We start from the raw sequence: 16,787 nt of genomic DNA on the forward strand, positions 1-16,787 counted from the left end.
GCGGGTCTGACATTTATAATCATTTTTTTGGGGCGGTAGCCCGTCTAATTACAACCCGGTGAAGGACGCATTTTCCTACATTCCCGGAGGGTATGGCCCTGCAGTATATAGTGGCGGGGATCTTGTGTTTTCAGTTGGAGCAGGTTTTGTAAAAGTATCTTTGAAAGTCATCGCTGCGGATGGCCTCAGGTGAACTTCCTTGTTTGGTGTGACTGTGGTGCGAAATAAAAAATATTGTGCTTTAGCTGATTATGTACTTAAGTCTGGCAGGGTTCGTTTGGACTGTATTCATGACGATTACTTTAGTTATGGTTTTCTTGTTGATGGCTGTTATGTATTTGTTTTTTGAACCGGATTTTGAAATGGTGTTTAAATAGTTGTGCCTGCCGTTGTCTATTCTCATGTCTGTATATTGGGCTTCCAGCAAACTTTCAAAAATCAAAGATTATGTTGAAGGGGCGTAAAGGGGCGGAACACGAGGCTGATCGAGCATTGGTTAGCTCGCTCCCTGGTTACTTGTCTCGATGACTTACGTTAGATAAAATGATTGATGATTTTTCATGAGTGTCTTTAAGACTTAGAGTCAGAAGTGGTTGACCAGATTAGTGCCGCGACCAATGGAAGTAATGTTTTTGGCGGCCCAAAGTTTGCTGTTGAAGTCGAGGCAATGATCGGTCGTCGTGTGCAGCGAGGGAGCCCGGGACGGCCGAAAAAATCTACCATTTAGTAAAAGGTGGGCTGTCCCCCTTTTTCCCAAGAAGAATTTTTAGAGTTTAAGAAATGACCATTGATCAAGAAGTTTTTGATGACCTGTGGGACGGCAAAAAAAGTATCGGTTTTTTTGTTCAGTCAGCTCAGTGCTACTGGGTTGTTGATGAAAAACGTAATTTTACGCTTGACGTTGACAAGAGTCTTAGAGCGTCATTGAGTAACGGAACTATGACGCAAGAGCAATACGAACGATCCTGCCTGAAATTCAGGAATGGAATCTTGAAGATGACAGCTGAGAACTTTCCTTCGTATCTTCAAGGGCCGAGTGTGAAGATTTTGTTGTCTTCCGAATTGCAAGGCTTTATTGGGGCTGAGTCGGATGTTTTCGAAAGAATTGAAAACTACTATCTCACAGGCGAAGGTCTGGATTCGGAATTGTTCAAAAATGCAAATGTCATACGCTCGCGGCTTCCTCTGTTTTACGTGAATTTTGATCGAAAGATTTTCATGCATGTGGATGACGGTCGATTTCATGAGGAGTATGTGCATCCGGGTTGGATTGCTGAATCTAGCGATTTCAGCTACTTGATTCCGTCACGAGAAAAGTATTGGGTGGATGCAGGTAAAGATTTTTGGAAAGTCCGTTTTTTATAAACTAAATGCTGATATTTAATATATTGGAGGGTAAATTGGCGCAGGCCACCTTTGAATCACCTTTCAATTCGTGTCGAACGTAAAAAAAGCGAAAAAAAGGGGACCGTCCCCTTTTGTCACCGGCGGCGGTACAAAAGGCGCTAGGAGTAACATTGAAATGATTTACGGCGATCCGTTTATATTCTCAATTCAGTTTGATGTAGTGAGGGATTGGACTGATTCAAGTTGTTTCTGGGTAAACGGCTTGTTTTCGTTGTTTGTTGGTGGGGAAAGGCTCCTTGATGTCGTGGATGTCGTCGAACTTAAAACTGCCGTGAACTTCTACGCAAAAATGGAATTTGAAAATATAGAGGAGGGCGATTCAGCGATTTCTGCAAAAGAATTATTTGCTTCCGCGCATCGTTATTTCTTCAAAGGGGAGTCCGCCATTTTAGAAGGCGTGCAAGATATGACGTGCACCTTCTTGGGGGACGCCGGTCTGTTTATTTATTTTCAAAAAACGGAGCATGCGGACAGGCTGGTCTGGAGTAAAGACTTTGGCAACCTTGTCCATGAGGCGTTGCTGCCTCGGGGGGCAGTGAATGGCGTAATTGAAGGTATTGATGAATTTTAGAGTTCGCAGCGGCATGGATGGGCAGAATGTCCTGATGTTCAAGTCCATTACTGTCTTTTGACTTTATTTAATGGTGGTTGTAGCGGGGCAGGTTTGTTGAGCCCGACAAATCTGGCCGCTACTCTTTGAAAGGGTAATAAAAATTGATTAAACCCGGACTTTTGCTGCCTTTTGTTTTCCTGATTGCAGGCTGCCATTCCAACGTCAGAGACTCTTCCCCCAGTCTTTTAAAGGAGGGTGTCCAACTTCAGCAAAAAACGGTAACACCAGATGCACAACACGCCAAAATCATCATGAAAGCGACAGGTTACACATACCCTGTCGAGTTCTCGGTTCGCCAGGCTTCAGATCCCGATCGGCGAATGGAAGTGCTGGGTACTGTGGTGGATTCCGGGCGGGGCAAGGTATTCGGCTGGATCGCCAAAGTCAGCGAAGCGGCCAATAGCGCCACGTTCAAGCACTTCCCTCAGTTGGAAACGCAAGCCAATGCCGACGAACCTTTCGAGGTGTCGGGGCGTTCCAACGGCATGGGCACTGGCAATACTTATAGCTGCGGGCCGCTGAACAGTACTTTTACCCCGGAGCGAAGCAAGGTCTACCTGGTGGAGTTTCAGTTTGTTGGGCAGGCTTGCGAGCAGCATGTTTACGATGTCACCCGGCCGGGTCAGCGTAGCCTCATCGGAACCTGAGCCATTTGAAATTAAATATTCATTTCCCTGACAACCTGATCTCCGATGACTTGCTCAGACAGCAACGGATTCCGTGTATTTGCAAGGTTTCAACGCAATTCGAAATTTCCTTCTCGGATACAGTCCCTGAATCATCCGGGATCGTATCGGGCTGGAGTCGTGAGGAACTGGAACGACGTGCGGTCGCCGGGGCGGGTGGTCAATACACCCACTATGCCAATGGTCTGATTACCTTGGGTAAAATTAGCGAAGGCTTGTACCAGATCATTGATCTTGAAATGTTCTACCGAAGTTTTGGTTGGTGCGCCGTTTTCCGAGATGGCCAATACGCACCCGCTGGCAATTTTTGGGACGACGAGCCGACGTAAAACTAAAACGCCCCGAACTCTGCCGGGGCGTTTTAATTTACCGGGCCGAGCCAGTAGGGGGTTACCGAAACGCCGGCACCACATCCCTGATAAACAACTCCAGCGACTTCTTCTTCTCTTCATGCGGCAAGCTGTTGTCACACCAGAAACTGAACTCATCCACCCCCAGTTCCTGGTAGTACTTGATGCGCGGAATGATCTCTTCCGGCGTACCAATCATCGCCGTCTTGTGCAGGCTCTCCAGCTCAAACTCCGGACGTCCGGCAAACTTCTCTTCCGGGCTCGGCGCGAGGAAGCCATTGACTGGTGTTTGCTTGTTGCCAAACCACGCATCAAAAGTGCGGTAGAAACGTGAGATCGCTTTGGCGCCTACTTTCCAGCCGTCCGGGTTATCAGCGGTGTGCACGTGGGTGTGGCGCAGCACCATCAATTGCGGGCGCGGTACGTCTGGGTTGTTGTCCAGCGCGGTCTGGAATTTGTTCTTCAGGTCGAGGACTTCTTCGTCGCCTTTCATCAATGGCGTGACCATGACGTTGCAGCCGTTGGCGACGGCGAAGTTGTGCGAGTCGGGGTCGCGGGCGGCGATCCACATGGGTGGGTTGGGCTTCTGGATCGGCTTCGGCACGCTGGTGGAGGTGGGGAATTTCCAGATGTCGCCGTCGTGGGCGTAGTCGCCTTGCCACAGGGCGCGGACCACCGGGACCATTTCGCGCAGGGCCTGGCCACCGCTGGAGGCTGGCATGCCGCCGGCCATGCGATCGAATTCAACTTGATAGGCGCCGCGCGCGAGGCCGACTTCCATGCGGCCGTTGCTGATGACGTCGAGCAGGGCGCATTCGCCGGCGACGCGCAGCGGGTGCCAGAACGGCGCGATGATGGTGCCGGCGCCGAGGTGGATGGTCGTGGTTTTCGCTGCGAGGTAGGCCAGCAGCGGCATCGGGCTTGGGGAGATGGTGTATTCCATGGCGTGGTGTTCGCCGATCCACACGGTGCTGAAACCGCCGGCCTCGGCCATCAGGGTCAGTTCGGTCAGGTCTTCGAACAGTTGGCGGTGGCTGACGCTTTCGTCCCAGCGTTCCATGTGTACGAACAGGGAAAATTTCATGACGCTACCTCGAGTCTTTTGTAATTGGCCGGTCGTGTGCGGGCCTGTCGAACTGACGTGAGCGCTGTGCGCTCGCGAGTCTTCTCACCATTCAGGCACGCCTTCGAGGACGGCTGTTCGGTTGATTGAATATTGGTATACCATAATACGGAATATCCGCAAAATATTTCTGACCGACACTTCGAACAAGGAAGGCGCAAGCAATGAACATAAAACAAAAACTGACTCTGGCGTTTGCGGTAATCGCCAGCCTGCCGGTGTTACTGGTGGCAGCGCTGATCATCCTCAATGTCCGCGAGGGCGCGCGCGACACCTTTACTGACAGCACCGGGCGCGAGGTGCGTCAGGTGGAAAACGCGATGCAGCTGTTTTTCGAGGGCATCAGCCAGAACGTTGCTTATCTGGCCGAGCATCCGCAACTGCAGAGCATCGACACCAGCCTTAAACGCTACCTGAGCAGCGACGCTGCGCAAGTGCCGATGGGGCCGCAGGATCAACAGCTGTTCAAGCTGTTCGACGGTCTGGCCAAGGCGCACCCGGCTTACACCTATCTATCTGTCGGCACCGAGCAAGGCGGTTATCTGTTCTGGCCGGGCGATGCGCAACTGGCCAACTACGATCCGCGCACCCGGCCCTGGTACAAAACCGCGATGGCCAATCCCGGCAAAACCCTGCGCACCGAGGCCTATTACTGGGCGGCGGATGACGTGGTGCTGGTGAGCACCGTACGCAGTTTCAACAACCAGTTGGGCAGCAATGCTGGCGTGGTCAATATCGATGTGTCGCTCAAGCAGTTGACCGACCTGGTCAAGCAGATCCGCCTCGGCGAGAGCGGTTATCTGATGTTGATGGAAGCCAACAACACCGTGCTGGTGGACCCAAGCGATCCGGCGCACAACTTCAAGAAACTCAGCGATCTCGGCGACGGTTATCAGCAACTGGCCGAGGCGGGCAAAGGCCTGGTCGAGGTGCAACTGGCCGGCGAGGATTACATGGCGCTGGTCTGGCCCTCGCAGGCGTTGGGCTGGCGGTTTGTCGGCTTGGTCAAGGCGAGCGAAGTGATGGCGGGGGCGACGCGTTTGACCTGGCTGATCGGCGTTATCGCTGTGGTTTGCGCATTGTTGTTTGCAATGGCCGGCGCTTGGTTTGCCGGACTGATGGTCAAGCCGATTCGTGGTGTCGCCAGTGGTCTCGAAGGTATTGCTCAAGGCGAGGGCGATCTGACTGCGCGACTGGAAGTACGCGGGCAGGATGAAACCGCGCAACTGGCCGGCTGGTTCAACCAGTTTCTCGAAGCGATTCGTACGTTGATTCAGCGCATCGGCCAAGCAGCGGGGCAGATTCACAGCAGCTCCGGCAGCGCCACCGAGGTCTCGGCGGAAATGGCCGACGTGGCTTCGCGTCAGCGTGAGGCGGTGGACATGGTTTCTACGGCGTTTCACGAAATGGTCGCCACGTCCAACGAGGTTGCGCGCTCGTGCAGTCAGGCGGCCGACTCGGCAGACAACGGTCAGCGTCAGGCACACACCGGGCAGCAGCAGATCGACGCGGCGGTAAGTAACGTCGGGCGCTTGAGTCAGGAGATCGGCCACAGCGCCGAGTCGATGCAGCATCTGGAGGAGGACAGCAACGACATCCAGTCGATCCTCGGCACGATTCGCTCGATTGCCGAGCAGACCAATCTGCTCGCGCTCAACGCCGCCATTGAGGCCGCGCGCGCCGGTGAACAGGGCAGGGGCTTTGCCGTGGTCGCCGATGAAGTTCGCGCGCTGGCCAAACGCACCTCGGATTCCACCGGTGAGATTGACGCACTGCTCGGCAATCTGGCGCGGCGCACCCACCAGATGGGCAAGCAGATGCACGCCAGCCTCGAGGTATCGCAGGAAACCGTGGTGTCGATCAACGCGGCGCGGGCGAGTTTTGAATTGATTCGTGAATCCGTTGACGTGATCCGCGACATGAACACGCAGATCGCCACGGCGGCGGAGGAACAGCATCAAGTGGCGGAGGACATCAATCGGCACATCAGCCAGATTCATGGTGATGCGCAGTTGGTGGCGAGCCTGGCGGATTCAACTCGGCAGGATGCGCAGAACCTGACGGCGTTGTCGCAGACGTTGAATCAGTTGGTGAGCCGGTTTAGGACCTGACACGGTCGCCCAGGCAACACCAAAACCTGTGGGAGCGAGCCTGCTCGCGAAGGCGTCGGGTCAGTCAAAAATATAACAACTGACCCATCGCTTTCGCGAGCAGGCTGGCTCCCACATGGGATATCCGAGATCTGGTGAAATCACGCCACAACCGGTAACGCACCCATCTTGCCGTGGCAATACACCAGCGGTCCGGCGACTTGCTCGGGGACGATCAGGTTCTTCACCGCGCCGACCATGATCGCGTGGTCGCCACCTTCGTATTCACGCCACAACTCGCACTCGATCACCGCCGTCGCATTGGCGAGGATCGGGTTGCCCAGTTCGCTCAACGTCCACTCGATGCCCTGCGCCTTGTCCTTGCCTTTGCGCGCGAAGGCATAGGCCTCGCTTTGCTGCACGCTGGACAACAGGTGAATCGCAAAGCGTTTGTTCTTGATCAGCACGGGATAGGAGTCGGAGCTGTAGTTGGGGCAGAACAGCACCAGCGCCGGGTCCATCGACAGCGAGCTGAACGCGCTGGCGGTCAGGCCGACGATCTGGCCGTCGTCGTCCAGCGTGGTGATGACGGTGACGCCGGACGGGAACGAGCCCATGACTTGTTTGTAAATGGCAGCATCGATCATTGGGTGGTCCTCGGGTGGTGTGACGCGGTTTTTATGGTTTGTAGGTCTGATGGTATACCGTAATACATATCTTGCAAGAGCTTTTCTGGTGAACCGATAAACGCGCCACTTTCGTCGGAAACTCAATGTTTACGGGGAGTTCAGCTAGCCGTGCAGGGGCGGGATCAGCGAGGATAGCGGATCAGACAGCGACAGAATCAGCGGATCAGGCTTGTGCAAAGTTTGGAATACCATAATATGGTCTGCATCTGAGGGGCGGCCCAAGAGTCCTCCCGGTTTGGCTTCATACAAAGATAAAAACAGACAAACTCGAGTTCATGCATATGTCCCAGATGTCCCGGCAAGATCCGTTGATCGAGAATCATACGGTCGATTACGTCCCACTCGCGGAACGCCACGGGAAGGCCCGCGATCTGTTCACTCTTTGGTTCAGCACCAACATCGCGCCACTGCCCATCGTCACCGGCGCCATGGTGGTTCAGGTGTTCCATCTGAATCTGTTCTGGGGGCTGCTGGCGATTGCGCTGGGGCACATGATCGGCGGCGTGGTGATTGCGCTGGCCTCGGCGCAGGGTCCGCGCATGGGCATTCCGCAAATGGTCCAGAGTCGCGGTCAGTTCGGCCGCTATGGCGCGCTGCTGATCGTGTTCTTCGCAGCGCTCATCTACATCGGTTTCTTCATTTCCAACATCGTGCTTGCCGGCAAATCCATCGTCGGCATTGCGCCGTCAGTGCCGGCACCGCTGAGCATTCTGATCGGCGCGCTGGCCGCTACCGCGATCGGTGTGATCGGCTACAACTTCATCCACACCCTCAACCGCATCGGCACCTGGGTGATGGGCGGCGCGTTGCTCGCGGGGTTCATCTACATCTTCGCCCATGACTTGCCGGCGGACTTCCTGACGCGCGGCAGTTTCAATCTCTCCGGTTGGCTGGCGACGGTGTCGCTGGGGATCATCTGGCAGATCAGCTTCTCGCCGTACGTCTCCGACTATTCGCGATATCTGCCAGCAGACATCGGTATCGCCAAACCCTTCTGGGCGACGTATCTGGGCGCGACGCTGGGCACGATTCTGTCGTTCAGTTTTGGCGCGGTGGCGGTACTGGCGACGCCGGAAGGCACTGAAGCGATGGCGGCGGTCAAGCAGTCCACCGGCTGGCTGGGGCCGATTCTGATGGTGCTGTTTCTGCTCAACATCATCAGCCACAACGCGCTCAATCTGTATGGCGCGGTGTTGTCGATCATCACCTCGATTCAGACCTTCGCCAGCCAGTGGACGCCGAGCATCAAGGTGCGCGTGGTGCTGTCGAGCGTGATCCTGACGGGATGCTGTGTGGTCGCCCTCGGCGCTTCGGCAGATTTCATTTCCCAATTCATCGGACTGATTCTCGCGCTGTTGCTGGTGCTGGTGCCGTGGGCGTCGATCAACCTGATCGATTTCTATCTGATCAAGCGCGGCAACTACGACATCGCCTCGATCTTCCGCGCTGACGGCGGGATCTACGGGCGCTTCAACCTGCACGCGATCATTGCCTATTTCATCGGCATCATCGTGCAGCTGCCGTTTGCCAACACCTCGCTGTACGTGGGGCCGTACGCCAATCTGGTGGAAGGTGCCGACCTGTCCTGGCTGGTCGGTCTGGTGGTAACGGTGCCGCTGTATTACTGCCTCGCAACCCGTGGTCAGGCGCAGCAGAGCAGGGCGGCCAGACTCGGCTATACCGACTGATCGAAACGGCAACACAGCAATGCCCGGCCCAGCGCCGGGCATTTTTGTTTGCGTATCACGGCGGTCAAGCAAATTGGCCATATCGATCCCCTTTTGGCCCGCCGCCTACTGTCATCGCGCTACGCTGTCAGCAAGAATCGAAACCATAACAACAGGCTCGACCTTTTTTGCCCTTGGCTATCGTTACAGCCACTGCCGTGTACAGAACATAAAAACCATCGATCTCACGTCGCATTCGGGGAAACAACCATGGTCACGATCAAACGCATTCTGGGCGCCACCGTGTGGGGCCTGACGCTGCTGGCCAGCGCCGTCCAGGCCGAGCAGCGCGAACTGCGGGTGTACAACTGGGCGGATTACATTCTGCCGTCAGTGCCCAAGGACTTCGCCGAGCAAAGCAAGATCAAAGTGACCTGGGACACCTTCGACACCAACGAATCCCTGGAAGCGAAACTGCTCACCGGCAACTCCGGTTACGACCTGGTGGTGCCGTCCAATCAGTTCATCGAAACCCAGATCAAGGCCGGCGTGTTCCAGAAACTCGACAAGTCGAAATTGCCGAACTGGCAGCACCAGGATCCGGCCCTGCTCAAGTTGCTCGACGCCAACGACCCCGGCAACCAGTACGGCGTGCCGTACATGTATGGCACCGTGCTGATCGGCTTCAACCCGGCCAAGGTCAAGGCTGCCCTGGGCGACAACGCGCCGGTGGACAGTTGGGATCTGGTGTTCAAGCCCGAGAACATGGAAAAGCTCAAGGCCTGTGGCGTGGCGATGCTCGATTCGCCGTCGGAAATCCTGCCGCTGGCCCTGCATTACCTCGGCCTCGATCCGAACAGCCAGAACCCGGCGGACTATGAAAAGGCCAAGGCCTTGATGATGAAGATTCGCCCGTACGTGACCTATTTCAACTCGGCCAAATACATGACCGACATTGCCAACGGTGACATCTGCGTGGCGATCGGTTATTCCGGCAGCTTCTACCAGTTCGGTAATCGCGCCAAAGAGGCGGGCAACGGCGTGGTGGTCGACTGGCGTCTGCCGAAGGAGGGCGCGCCGATCTGGTTCGACACCTTCGCCATTCCGAAGAGCGCGAAGAACGTCGCCGAGGCCCACGAATTCCTCAACCACTTGCTCGACCCGAAAGTGATCGCACCGATCAGCGATTTCCTCGGTTACCCGAATGCCAACAAGGACTCGATGCCGCTGGTCAACAAGGACATCACCGACAACCCCAACCTGACCCCGACCAGCGAAGCGCTGAAAACCCTGTATGTGGTGCAGCCGTTGCCGCAGAAAATGGAGCGGGTGCGCACGCGGGTGTGGACGAGTATCAAGTCCGATAAATAAGAGCACCGCACTTCAAATGTGGGAGCGAGCCTGCTCGCGAAAGCGGTGTGTCATTCAACTCCTATGTTGAATGATCCGGCGTATTCGCGAGCAGGCTCGCTCCCACAGGTGGGGGTGGGTTGTGTCATTCGGTGCGGCGTTCTGCCTTGCGGCTGGCCACCAGGCTCAACAGCACCGACCCGAGAATCACCGTCCCGACGATTGCCAGCGACCATTCCACCGGCATGTGGAACCACGGCATCAGCACCATCTTGCCGCCGATGAACACCAGCACGATCGCCAGCCCGTATTTGAGCAGGTGAAAGCGATCAGCCATGTCCGCCAGCAGGAAGTACAGCGCGCGCAGGCCCATGATCGCGAAGATGTTCGAGGTGAAGACAATGAACGGGTCGGTGGTGACGGCGAAGATCGCTGGAATGCTGTCGACGGCGAACATCAAGTCGCTGGCCTCGATCAGCACCAGCACCAGGAACATCGGCGTTGCCCAGCGCACGCCGTTCTGCAGGATGAAAAACTTCTCGCCGTGAAAGCCACTGGTGATGCGCATATGCCCGCGCACCCAACGCAATAACGGATTCTTTTCCAGATCCGGTTGATGATCAGCGAACACCAGCATCTTGATCCCGGTGATGATCAGGAACACACCGAAGGCATACAGCAGCCATTCGAACTGCGACACCAGCCACACACCGGCAAAAATCATGATCGCGCGCATCACAATCGCGCCGAGCACGCCGTAGAGCAGCACCCGCCGCTGCAATTCCGGCGGTACGGCGAAGTAGCTGAAGATCATCACGAAGATGAACATGTTGTCGATCGACAGCGACTGCTCGATCAGATAGCCGGTGAGAAATTCCAGGGTTTTCTGCCGGGCGATTTCACCGCCGAATTCACCGTGCAGATACCACCAGAGCAACCCGGCAAAACTCAGCGCCAACAGGCACCAGGCAACCACCCAGGCCGACGCTTCCCGCACCGAAACCCGGTGCGCCTTGCGCCCGCCGAAGACAAACAAGTCCAGGGCCAGCATGGCCAGAACGAAGATGATGAAGGCACCCCACATCCAGGGTTCGCCGATATTGATGTTCGTGGCAGGCATGGCACGCTCCCCTGTCTTTTTATTTGCAGCAAGCACATCTCCTGTGGGAGCGAGCCTGCTCGCGAATGCGATGGAACAGTGAAGTTGAGGTTGCTGACCCACCGCGTTCGCGAGCAGGCTCGCTCCCACAGGGATCATCTTCTCTTCTCGATCAAAGTCAGACGGGGCCATGCTAGCGACGGATCTGGAGCAAAGAAAAATCGTTTATTTCTGACTGACAGTTCGGCAAAAGCGAAGTGTCAGCGGAAAAACTCCCCCGGTGTCTCGCCAAACTGCTGACGAAACGCGGCGATAAACGCCGAGGTCGAGTCGTATCCACAAGCCAGCGCAACATCGGTCACACGCTCGCCTTTTTCCAGCGGGGTCAGGGCGCCAAGCAAGCGCAGGCGCTGGCGCCAGGCGCGGAAGGTCAGGCCGGTGTCGCGCAAAAACAGGCGGGTCAGAGTCTTTTCGGTGACACCGAATTTTTCGCTCCAGTGGCTCAGCGTGGTCTGCTGTTCCGGGTGTTGCTCAAGGCTTTGGTAGATCTGCTTCAAGCGCGGGTCTTGCGGCAGCGGCAGCATCAAGTCGATGGTCGGCGCGTCGGCCAATTGATCTAGGATCACCTCGGCCAAGCGTCCGTCAGGGCCGCTTTCGTCGTATTCCACTGGCACCTGACTGAAGGCGCGAATCAACTCCCTGAGCAAATCGCTGACGCCGAGCACATGGCAATGCTCAGCCGCCCAGCCGGTGACGCTGCTGTCGATGTACAGGCTGCGCATTTCCGTATGCGGTGCGCTGAACACCCGGTGCGGCACGCCGGCCGGAATCCACACCGCACGCTCCGGCGGCGCGACGAATCGGCCGGCGCTGGTCTGCACTTCGAGCACGCCTTGAATCGCGTAGGACAACTGCACCCACGGATGACTGTGGCGGCGGGTGAGGGCGCGATTGGGCAGCGATTCGGTGCGTCCGTACACGGGGCGCGGCAGGCTGGGCAACCCGGGAACACTGCGGCGCACGCTTTTGCTATGTCCTTTAGGCGGCATCTTGCGGCTCTTCGGCGTTAGTCGGTAATTGCCAGTCACGTTAGAGTCGTCGGCACGCACTGGCAACCCCCGGATGAATCTCATGACGCGCCCACGTTTTCTGCCCGATAACTTCACGCTGACCTTGATCGGCGTCGTCCTGCTGGCCAGCCTCCTGCCGGCCAGCGGCCAGGTCGCGGTCGGCTTCGGCTGGCTGACCAACATCGCCATCGCCCTGCTGTTTTTCCTGCACGGCGCCAAGCTGTCGCGCGAATCGATCATCGCCGGCGCCGGCCACTGGCGTCTGCATCTGCTGGTGTTCGGGCTGACCTTCGTACTGTTCCCGATTCTCGGTCTGGCGCTGAAGCCGCTGTTGTCACCGCTGATAGGTGATCAGCTGTACATGGGCATGCTCTACCTCTGCGCATTACCGGCGACCGTGCAGTCGGCCATCGCGTTCACTTCGCTGGCGCGAGGCAATATTCCGGCGGCGATCTGCAGTGCGGCGGCGTCCAGTCTGTTCGGGATTTTCCTTACACCGCTGCTGGTGACGCTGCTGCTCAACGTCCACGGCGACGGCGGCTCGACTCTCGATGCCATCGTCAAAATCAGTGTGCAATTGCTCCTGCCATTCATTGCCGGGCAGATCGCCCGACGCTGGATCGGCGCGTGGGTAGGGCGCAACAAGAACTGGCTGAAATTCGTCGATCAGGGCTCGATTCTGCTGGTGGTCTACGGCGCATTCAGCGAGGCGGTCAACGAAGGCATCTGGCAGCAGATTCCGTTGTTCGAGTTGCTCGGCCTGGTGGTGGTCTGCTGCATCCTGCTGACGTTGGTTCTGGTGGCATCAATTCTGTTGAGCAAAGCGTTCGGCTTCAATCAGGAAGACCGCATCACCATTCTGTTCTGCGGTTCGAAAAAGAGCCTGGCCACCGGCGTGCCGATGGCGCAGGTACTGTTTGCTGGCAGCACCATCGGCGTGCTGATTCTGCCGCTGATGCTGTTCCACCAGATTCAGCTGATGGTCTGCGCGGTATTGGCCCAGCGCTATGCGAAACGACCGGAGTCGGTGCCGGATCTGATGGCGCAGGTTGATCCGTAAAAGCGCTTCACAGCCCCGAATACTTGACCGCCGCTGCCGCCCGCGTCGGCACATCCAGCGTGCGCAGCAACGAAGACACATGGATGCGTACCGTGAACGGGGAGATATCCAGTTCACGGGCAATTTCCTTGTTGGTCTTGCCTTGCGCGATCAAACGCAGCACGTCCTGCTGACGCGGCGTCAGCGTCGTCGCGGTTTCCAGCGGCAAGAGGCCGGACGGCGCCGACTTCACCAACACCTCGCCTTCACGAATGGCCAGAATCGCCTGGCCGATTTCATCCGGCGCAATGTTCTTGCCGATAAAACCGTCAATGCCCGCCGCCATGACTTCACTGATCAGCGCCTGATCGTCAACCATCGACACCACGATCAACGTGGTGCGCGGCAACTGTCGGCGCAAGTCGGCGAGTTGAGTGATGCAGGTCAGCCCGGGAAAACGCAGATCGAGCATCAGCGTGTCCGGCTCGTTGTCCTGTGGCAGCAGCTCAAGCACGGCGTCGAAGTCGCCGGCCTCACAGATATTCGCTTCGGGCAGCAAGCGCTGCACGGTGCGCAGCATTGCCTCGCGAAACAGTGGGTGATCGTCGGCTATGATGATCCGGCACGTCATGATGCGACCCTCCCTGGGTCAAGCGTGATTCAAGGCCTGCACCTTAGCACTGGACGCGAAGGTTGCCTGTAGGCTGCTTCCGAAACTGCAATCGCTGCACAAGGACGTTTCCCATGAAGTTCGAGAAAAACACCGAACTCGACCAAGCCAATCTGCGCATCATCATCGCCGCCATCGCGGTGGTTTACATGGTCGTGCTGGGTTTTCTGCCGGGCCATCGCTTCGATACCTACCTTCCGGTCATCTCTTACATTGTCTTGTTTCTGCTGGCTTCGATCGCGTTCCGCCAAGCCATTGCGCGTTGGCCCGGGCATTATCCGGCGCGGCGGATTTTTGCCATGGTCCACGATTACACCGGCACCTGTTTTGGACTGGTGATCGGCGGCGAGGCAGCGTTGCCGCTGTATGCGGTGATGGTCTGGGTCAATCTTGGCAACGGCATGCGCTACGGCTCGCGCTATCTGGCGATTGCCACCGGGCTGGCGCTGGTGGCGCTGCTGGTGGTCTATCGCTTGACGCCGTATTGGCAGGCGCAGCCGTTCATGGTGTTGATGCTGCTGATCACCAGCACGGTGATTCCGTTTTATGCGCACTTGCTGTTGGAGCGCACGCGCAAGGCGTCGGAAGAAGCGCTGGCGGCTAATCTGGAAAAGTCGCGGTTTCTGGCGCAGGCCAGTCATGACTTGCGTCAGCCGATTCATTCCATCGGTCTGTTTACCGCGTGTCTGCGAGAGTCGCGCCTGGGCGATGACGAGCGGCGGCTGGTCGATAACATCGACCGCTCACTGCTCAACGTCTCGCAGTTGTTCCGCTCGATTCTTGACCTCTACACCCTCGATAACGGTCGGATCGAAGCGAAAATGCAAACGCTGAATCTTGGTGAATGGCTTGCGGATCTGATACGCCAACACCAGGAAGCGGCCCGTTGGGCGGGCGTCGAGCTGCGCCTGCGGCCGTGCAACTACTGGGTCAGAACCGACCCGGGATTGCTCGCGACCATGGTGCAGAACGTGCTCTCCAACTGTTTCAAATACGGCGCGCATCGGCCGGTGCTGATTGGTGTGCGTAAACGCGGGGCAGGGGTGGCCATCGTCATCTACGACTGCGGCAACGGCATTGCCGAAGAGCATCTGCACAAGGTCTTCGAGGAGTTTTATCGCGTGCGGCAAGTGCGCGACAAAGACGTCGAAGGCGTCGGGCTGGGCCTGTCGATCATCAAGCGTCTGAGTGAACTGATCGGTGTGCAAGTGGCGCTGCGTTCACAGTTGGGGCGCGGCACGGCGGTGACCCTTGGCGGTTTGCCGATCGTAGCGGCACCGCAGTCGCTGGTTGTCCGCGGTGAAGCGCGGCAAGCGGGTTTGTTGACGGGGCTGAAGGTCTGCCTGGTGGAGGATGATCGCAACGTGCTGCTGGCGACTTCAGCTTTGCTTGAGCGCTGGGGCTGCTTGGTGCAGGCCGAGTGGTCGGCTGAAGGCCTGGTCACCGACTGCGACATCATCGTCGCCGACTATGACCTCGGCACCCACGCCACTGGCATCGAATGCATTGACGAAGTGCGCAGGCGCCGCGGCTGGGCTGTGCCGGCGATGATCATCACCGGGCACGACGTCGAGAAGATTCAGGCAGCCTTGCATGACCGCCAGATTGCGATTCTGTCGAAACCGGTGCGCCCGGCCGAGTTACGCGCGACGCTGCGCACCCTGCGTGATCGACAAGGCGAAGCGGTTGAACAGATGCTGTAAAGGCCGATGTAAACGGGCGGCTCAGGAGCTCGCCCGTTATTTCGCGGCGATTATTGTGGGCTGTTGAACTGGTCGGAATAGCTGCCGGTCATCAGCGCCGATGCCACGCGATCAGAACCGACTCCGACCCGGGAGTAGGCCACTCGGTTGACGCCGGTGCGGTCGGCCCCATCCGCTGCCAATGCTCCGGCACCGACACGATCAGCGCCATCGGCAGCCACTGCGCCGGCACCGACGCGATCAGCACCATCGGCAGCCACCGCGCCGGCACCGACACGATCAGCACCATCGGCAGCCACCGCGCCGGCACCGACACGGTCAGCACCATCGGCGGCCACCGCGCCTGCGCCGACACGATCAGCGCCATCGGCAGCCACCGCGCCGGCACCGACGCGATCAGCGCCATCGGCGGCCACCGCGCCTGCGCCGACACGATCAGCGCCATCGGCAGCCACCGCGCCCGCGCCGACACGATCAGCGCCATCGGCAGCCACCGCGCCCGCGCCGACGCGATCAGCGCCATCGGCAGCCACCGCGCCGGCACCGACACGATCGGCGCCATCGGCAGCCACTGCGCCGGCACCGACGCGATCAGCGCCATCGGCAGCCACCGCGCCGGCGCCAACATGATCAGCCCCATCCGAAGCCAACGCCTGCGGTTGCGCCGCCAAGACATTCGGCACCACAACGCTGGCCGCTACCGCAAGAAGCACGCCTGACAACAACTTGTATTTCATGGTTTTCTCCACGACCCGGCTGCCATACAGCGATCAATCGCGCGCGATGCATACAAACGCCACGACTCATTGGCTTGGGTTTTACCTGGTTGGCGAAAGGCACGGGCACACCGAGCGGCGTGCGGGTGTCGAGATAATCCTGATCGAGCCGATTGAGTATAGGATCGGCCTGGGGAACTGCCACGGCGGGGAGATCGACGGACAAAAAAACACGAAGCCCGCATTGCGCGGGCTTCTTGGTGTGGAGCTGTTTACATTCTTGCCAGTGCCTGAGCCAGATCGGCGCGCCAGTCTTCAACGTCCTCAACCCCAACTGACAACCGCACTGATCAGAGCCTTCAGCCACGACGTAGTTGAGCAATTCGCCAATCAACAGGCGTTCGACTCACTGGCTCGGCTCAAGCTAAATGGTGAGTGCAGGCCGAAGGCCGGAAACGTTTGGGATTGAAGCCCGAAAGGGTGAAACGGGCCGGCTCTTTGGCCTGGCTCAACGC

General features: G+C 57.8%; 16 protein-coding genes. 10 read left to right on the forward strand and 6 right to left on the reverse strand.

The features are described 5' to 3' along the window. Positions 1 to 780 precede the first annotated feature (780 nt). The 4 genes from AAEZ10_RS01685 (at position 781) to AAEZ10_RS01700 (ending at position 3,035) form a co-directional block, all read left to right on the forward strand. Positions 781 to 1,365, forward strand: a complete 585-nt coding sequence (locus AAEZ10_RS01685; RefSeq protein ID WP_125927943.1) for a hypothetical protein — start codon at positions 781 to 783, stop codon at positions 1,363 to 1,365. A gap of 157 nt (positions 1,366 to 1,522) precedes the next feature. After that, complete coding sequence (locus AAEZ10_RS01690; protein WP_125918453.1) at positions 1,523 to 1,978, forward strand: Imm42 family immunity protein; 456 nt, start codon at positions 1,523 to 1,525, stop codon at positions 1,976 to 1,978. Positions 1,979 to 2,124: 146 nt separating this feature from the next. Next, entirely contained in the window at positions 2,125 to 2,667 is a 543-nt protein-coding gene (locus AAEZ10_RS01695) for a hypothetical protein (RefSeq protein WP_125918489.1), read from the forward strand. 5 nt (positions 2,668 to 2,672) lie between these two features. Further along, positions 2,673 to 3,035 carry a hypothetical protein gene (locus AAEZ10_RS01700; protein WP_125918454.1) on the forward strand — a complete coding sequence of 121 codons (363 nt, stop codon included), beginning with the start codon at positions 2,673 to 2,675 and terminating at the stop codon, positions 3,033 to 3,035. A 61-nt stretch (positions 3,036 to 3,096) separates the two neighbouring features. Here the strand turns inward: AAEZ10_RS01700 and AAEZ10_RS01705 are convergent, their stop codons facing one another. Next, on the reverse strand, positions 3,097 to 4,140 hold the full coding sequence (locus AAEZ10_RS01705) for an LLM class flavin-dependent oxidoreductase (protein ID WP_110603706.1): 1,044 nt from the start codon (positions 4,138 to 4,140) through the stop codon (positions 3,097 to 3,099). Positions 4,141 to 4,343: 203 nt separating this feature from the next. Here AAEZ10_RS01705 and AAEZ10_RS01710 point away from each other — a divergent pair, with 203 nt between their 5' ends. Beyond that, positions 4,344 to 6,290, forward strand: coding sequence for a methyl-accepting chemotaxis protein (locus AAEZ10_RS01710; RefSeq protein ID WP_350567218.1), 1,947 nt, complete (start codon positions 4,344 to 4,346; stop codon positions 6,288 to 6,290). A 140-nt stretch (positions 6,291 to 6,430) separates the two neighbouring features. On the opposite strand, the gene AAEZ10_RS01715 is transcribed toward AAEZ10_RS01710, so the two are convergent. Then, positions 6,431 to 6,916 carry a flavin reductase family protein gene (locus AAEZ10_RS01715; RefSeq protein ID WP_016775037.1) on the reverse strand — a complete coding sequence of 162 codons (486 nt, stop codon included), beginning with the start codon at positions 6,914 to 6,916 and terminating at the stop codon, positions 6,431 to 6,433. Between the two features lie 323 nt (positions 6,917 to 7,239). On the opposite strand from AAEZ10_RS01715, the gene AAEZ10_RS01720 reads away from it, so the two are divergent. Continuing rightward, positions 7,240 to 8,646: a purine-cytosine permease family protein gene (locus AAEZ10_RS01720; RefSeq protein WP_350567222.1), complete on the forward strand. Its 1,407-nt coding sequence runs from the start codon at positions 7,240 to 7,242 to the stop codon at positions 8,644 to 8,646. 249 nt (positions 8,647 to 8,895) lie between these two features. Further along, the gene (locus AAEZ10_RS01725; protein ID WP_071172722.1) at positions 8,896 to 9,996 is read left to right on the forward strand and encodes a polyamine ABC transporter substrate-binding protein; all 1,101 of its coding nucleotides are present in this window, start codon (positions 8,896 to 8,898) and stop codon (positions 9,994 to 9,996) included. A 124-nt stretch (positions 9,997 to 10,120) separates the two neighbouring features. Here AAEZ10_RS01725 and AAEZ10_RS01730 read toward each other — a convergent pair whose 3' ends face one another. Further along, positions 10,121 to 11,095 (reverse strand): TerC family protein, encoded by a 975-nt coding sequence (locus AAEZ10_RS01730; protein WP_073471143.1) that lies wholly within the window; start codon positions 11,093 to 11,095, stop codon positions 10,121 to 10,123. Positions 11,096 to 11,334: 239 nt separating this feature from the next. Next, positions 11,335 to 12,123 (reverse strand): AraC family transcriptional regulator, encoded by a 789-nt coding sequence (locus AAEZ10_RS01735; RefSeq protein ID WP_073471141.1) that lies wholly within the window; start codon positions 12,121 to 12,123, stop codon positions 11,335 to 11,337. 82 nt (positions 12,124 to 12,205) lie between these two features. Between AAEZ10_RS01735 and AAEZ10_RS01740 the strand changes: the two genes are divergently transcribed. Further along, the gene (locus AAEZ10_RS01740) at positions 12,206 to 13,204 is read left to right on the forward strand and encodes a bile acid:sodium symporter family protein (RefSeq protein WP_016775032.1); all 999 of its coding nucleotides are present in this window, start codon (positions 12,206 to 12,208) and stop codon (positions 13,202 to 13,204) included. A gap of 7 nt (positions 13,205 to 13,211) precedes the next feature. On the opposite strand, the gene AAEZ10_RS01745 is transcribed toward AAEZ10_RS01740, so the two are convergent. After that, positions 13,212 to 13,814, reverse strand: a complete 603-nt coding sequence (locus AAEZ10_RS01745) for a LuxR C-terminal-related transcriptional regulator (RefSeq protein WP_095180212.1) — start codon at positions 13,812 to 13,814, stop codon at positions 13,212 to 13,214. A gap of 113 nt (positions 13,815 to 13,927) precedes the next feature. Here AAEZ10_RS01745 and AAEZ10_RS01750 point away from each other — a divergent pair, with 113 nt between their 5' ends. Continuing rightward, complete coding sequence (locus tag AAEZ10_RS01750; RefSeq protein WP_350567227.1) at positions 13,928 to 15,556, forward strand: ATP-binding response regulator; 1,629 nt, start codon at positions 13,928 to 13,930, stop codon at positions 15,554 to 15,556. A gap of 50 nt (positions 15,557 to 15,606) precedes the next feature. Here the strand turns inward: AAEZ10_RS01750 and AAEZ10_RS01755 are convergent, their stop codons facing one another. After that, a complete protein-coding gene (locus AAEZ10_RS01755) occupies positions 15,607 to 16,293 on the reverse strand; it encodes a hypothetical protein (protein ID WP_252867755.1) in 687 nt (228 codons plus the stop codon). Between AAEZ10_RS01755 and AAEZ10_RS01760 the strand changes: the two genes are divergently transcribed. Beyond that, positions 16,283 to 16,741: a hypothetical protein gene (locus AAEZ10_RS01760; RefSeq protein WP_350567230.1), complete on the forward strand. Its 459-nt coding sequence runs from the start codon at positions 16,283 to 16,285 to the stop codon at positions 16,739 to 16,741. The genes AAEZ10_RS01755 and AAEZ10_RS01760 overlap by 11 nt on opposite strands. Positions 16,742 to 16,787: the final 46 nt, after the last annotated feature.

The sequence above is a fragment of the Pseudomonas sp. H26/SER47-MNA-CIBAN-0231 genome (genome assembly GCF_040310465.1).
GTDB lineage: Bacteria > Pseudomonadota > Gammaproteobacteria > Pseudomonadales > Pseudomonadaceae > Aquipseudomonas > Aquipseudomonas atacamensis.

Bases quoted from the DNA above. Each gene is read 5' to 3' on its own strand.
- AAEZ10_RS01685 (WP_125927943.1), top strand. From the start codon at position 781: ATGACCATTGATCAAGAAGTTTTTGATGACCTGTGGGACGGCAAAAAA.
- AAEZ10_RS01690 (WP_125918453.1), top strand. From the start codon at position 1,523: ATGATTTACGGCGATCCGTTTATATTCTCAATTCAGTTTGATGTAGTG.
- AAEZ10_RS01705 (WP_110603706.1), bottom strand. From the start codon at position 4,140: ATGAAATTTTCCCTGTTCGTACACATGGAACGCTGGGACGAAAGCGTC.
- AAEZ10_RS01710 (WP_350567218.1), top strand. From the start codon at position 4,344: ATGAACATAAAACAAAAACTGACTCTGGCGTTTGCGGTAATCGCCAGC.
- AAEZ10_RS01715 (WP_016775037.1), bottom strand. From the start codon at position 6,916: ATGATCGATGCTGCCATTTACAAACAAGTCATGGGCTCGTTCCCGTCC.
- AAEZ10_RS01720 (WP_350567222.1), top strand. From the start codon at position 7,240: ATGTCCCAGATGTCCCGGCAAGATCCGTTGATCGAGAATCATACGGTC.
- AAEZ10_RS01725 (WP_071172722.1), top strand. From the start codon at position 8,896: ATGGTCACGATCAAACGCATTCTGGGCGCCACCGTGTGGGGCCTGACG.
- AAEZ10_RS01730 (WP_073471143.1), bottom strand. From the start codon at position 11,095: ATGCCTGCCACGAACATCAATATCGGCGAACCCTGGATGTGGGGTGCC.
- AAEZ10_RS01735 (WP_073471141.1), bottom strand. From the start codon at position 12,123: ATGCCGCCTAAAGGACATAGCAAAAGCGTGCGCCGCAGTGTTCCCGGG.
- AAEZ10_RS01740 (WP_016775032.1), top strand. From the start codon at position 12,206: ATGACGCGCCCACGTTTTCTGCCCGATAACTTCACGCTGACCTTGATC.
- AAEZ10_RS01745 (WP_095180212.1), bottom strand. From the start codon at position 13,814: ATGACGTGCCGGATCATCATAGCCGACGATCACCCACTGTTTCGCGAG.
- AAEZ10_RS01750 (WP_350567227.1), top strand. From the start codon at position 13,928: ATGAAGTTCGAGAAAAACACCGAACTCGACCAAGCCAATCTGCGCATC.
- AAEZ10_RS01755 (WP_252867755.1), bottom strand. From the start codon at position 16,293: ATGAAATACAAGTTGTTGTCAGGCGTGCTTCTTGCGGTAGCGGCCAGC.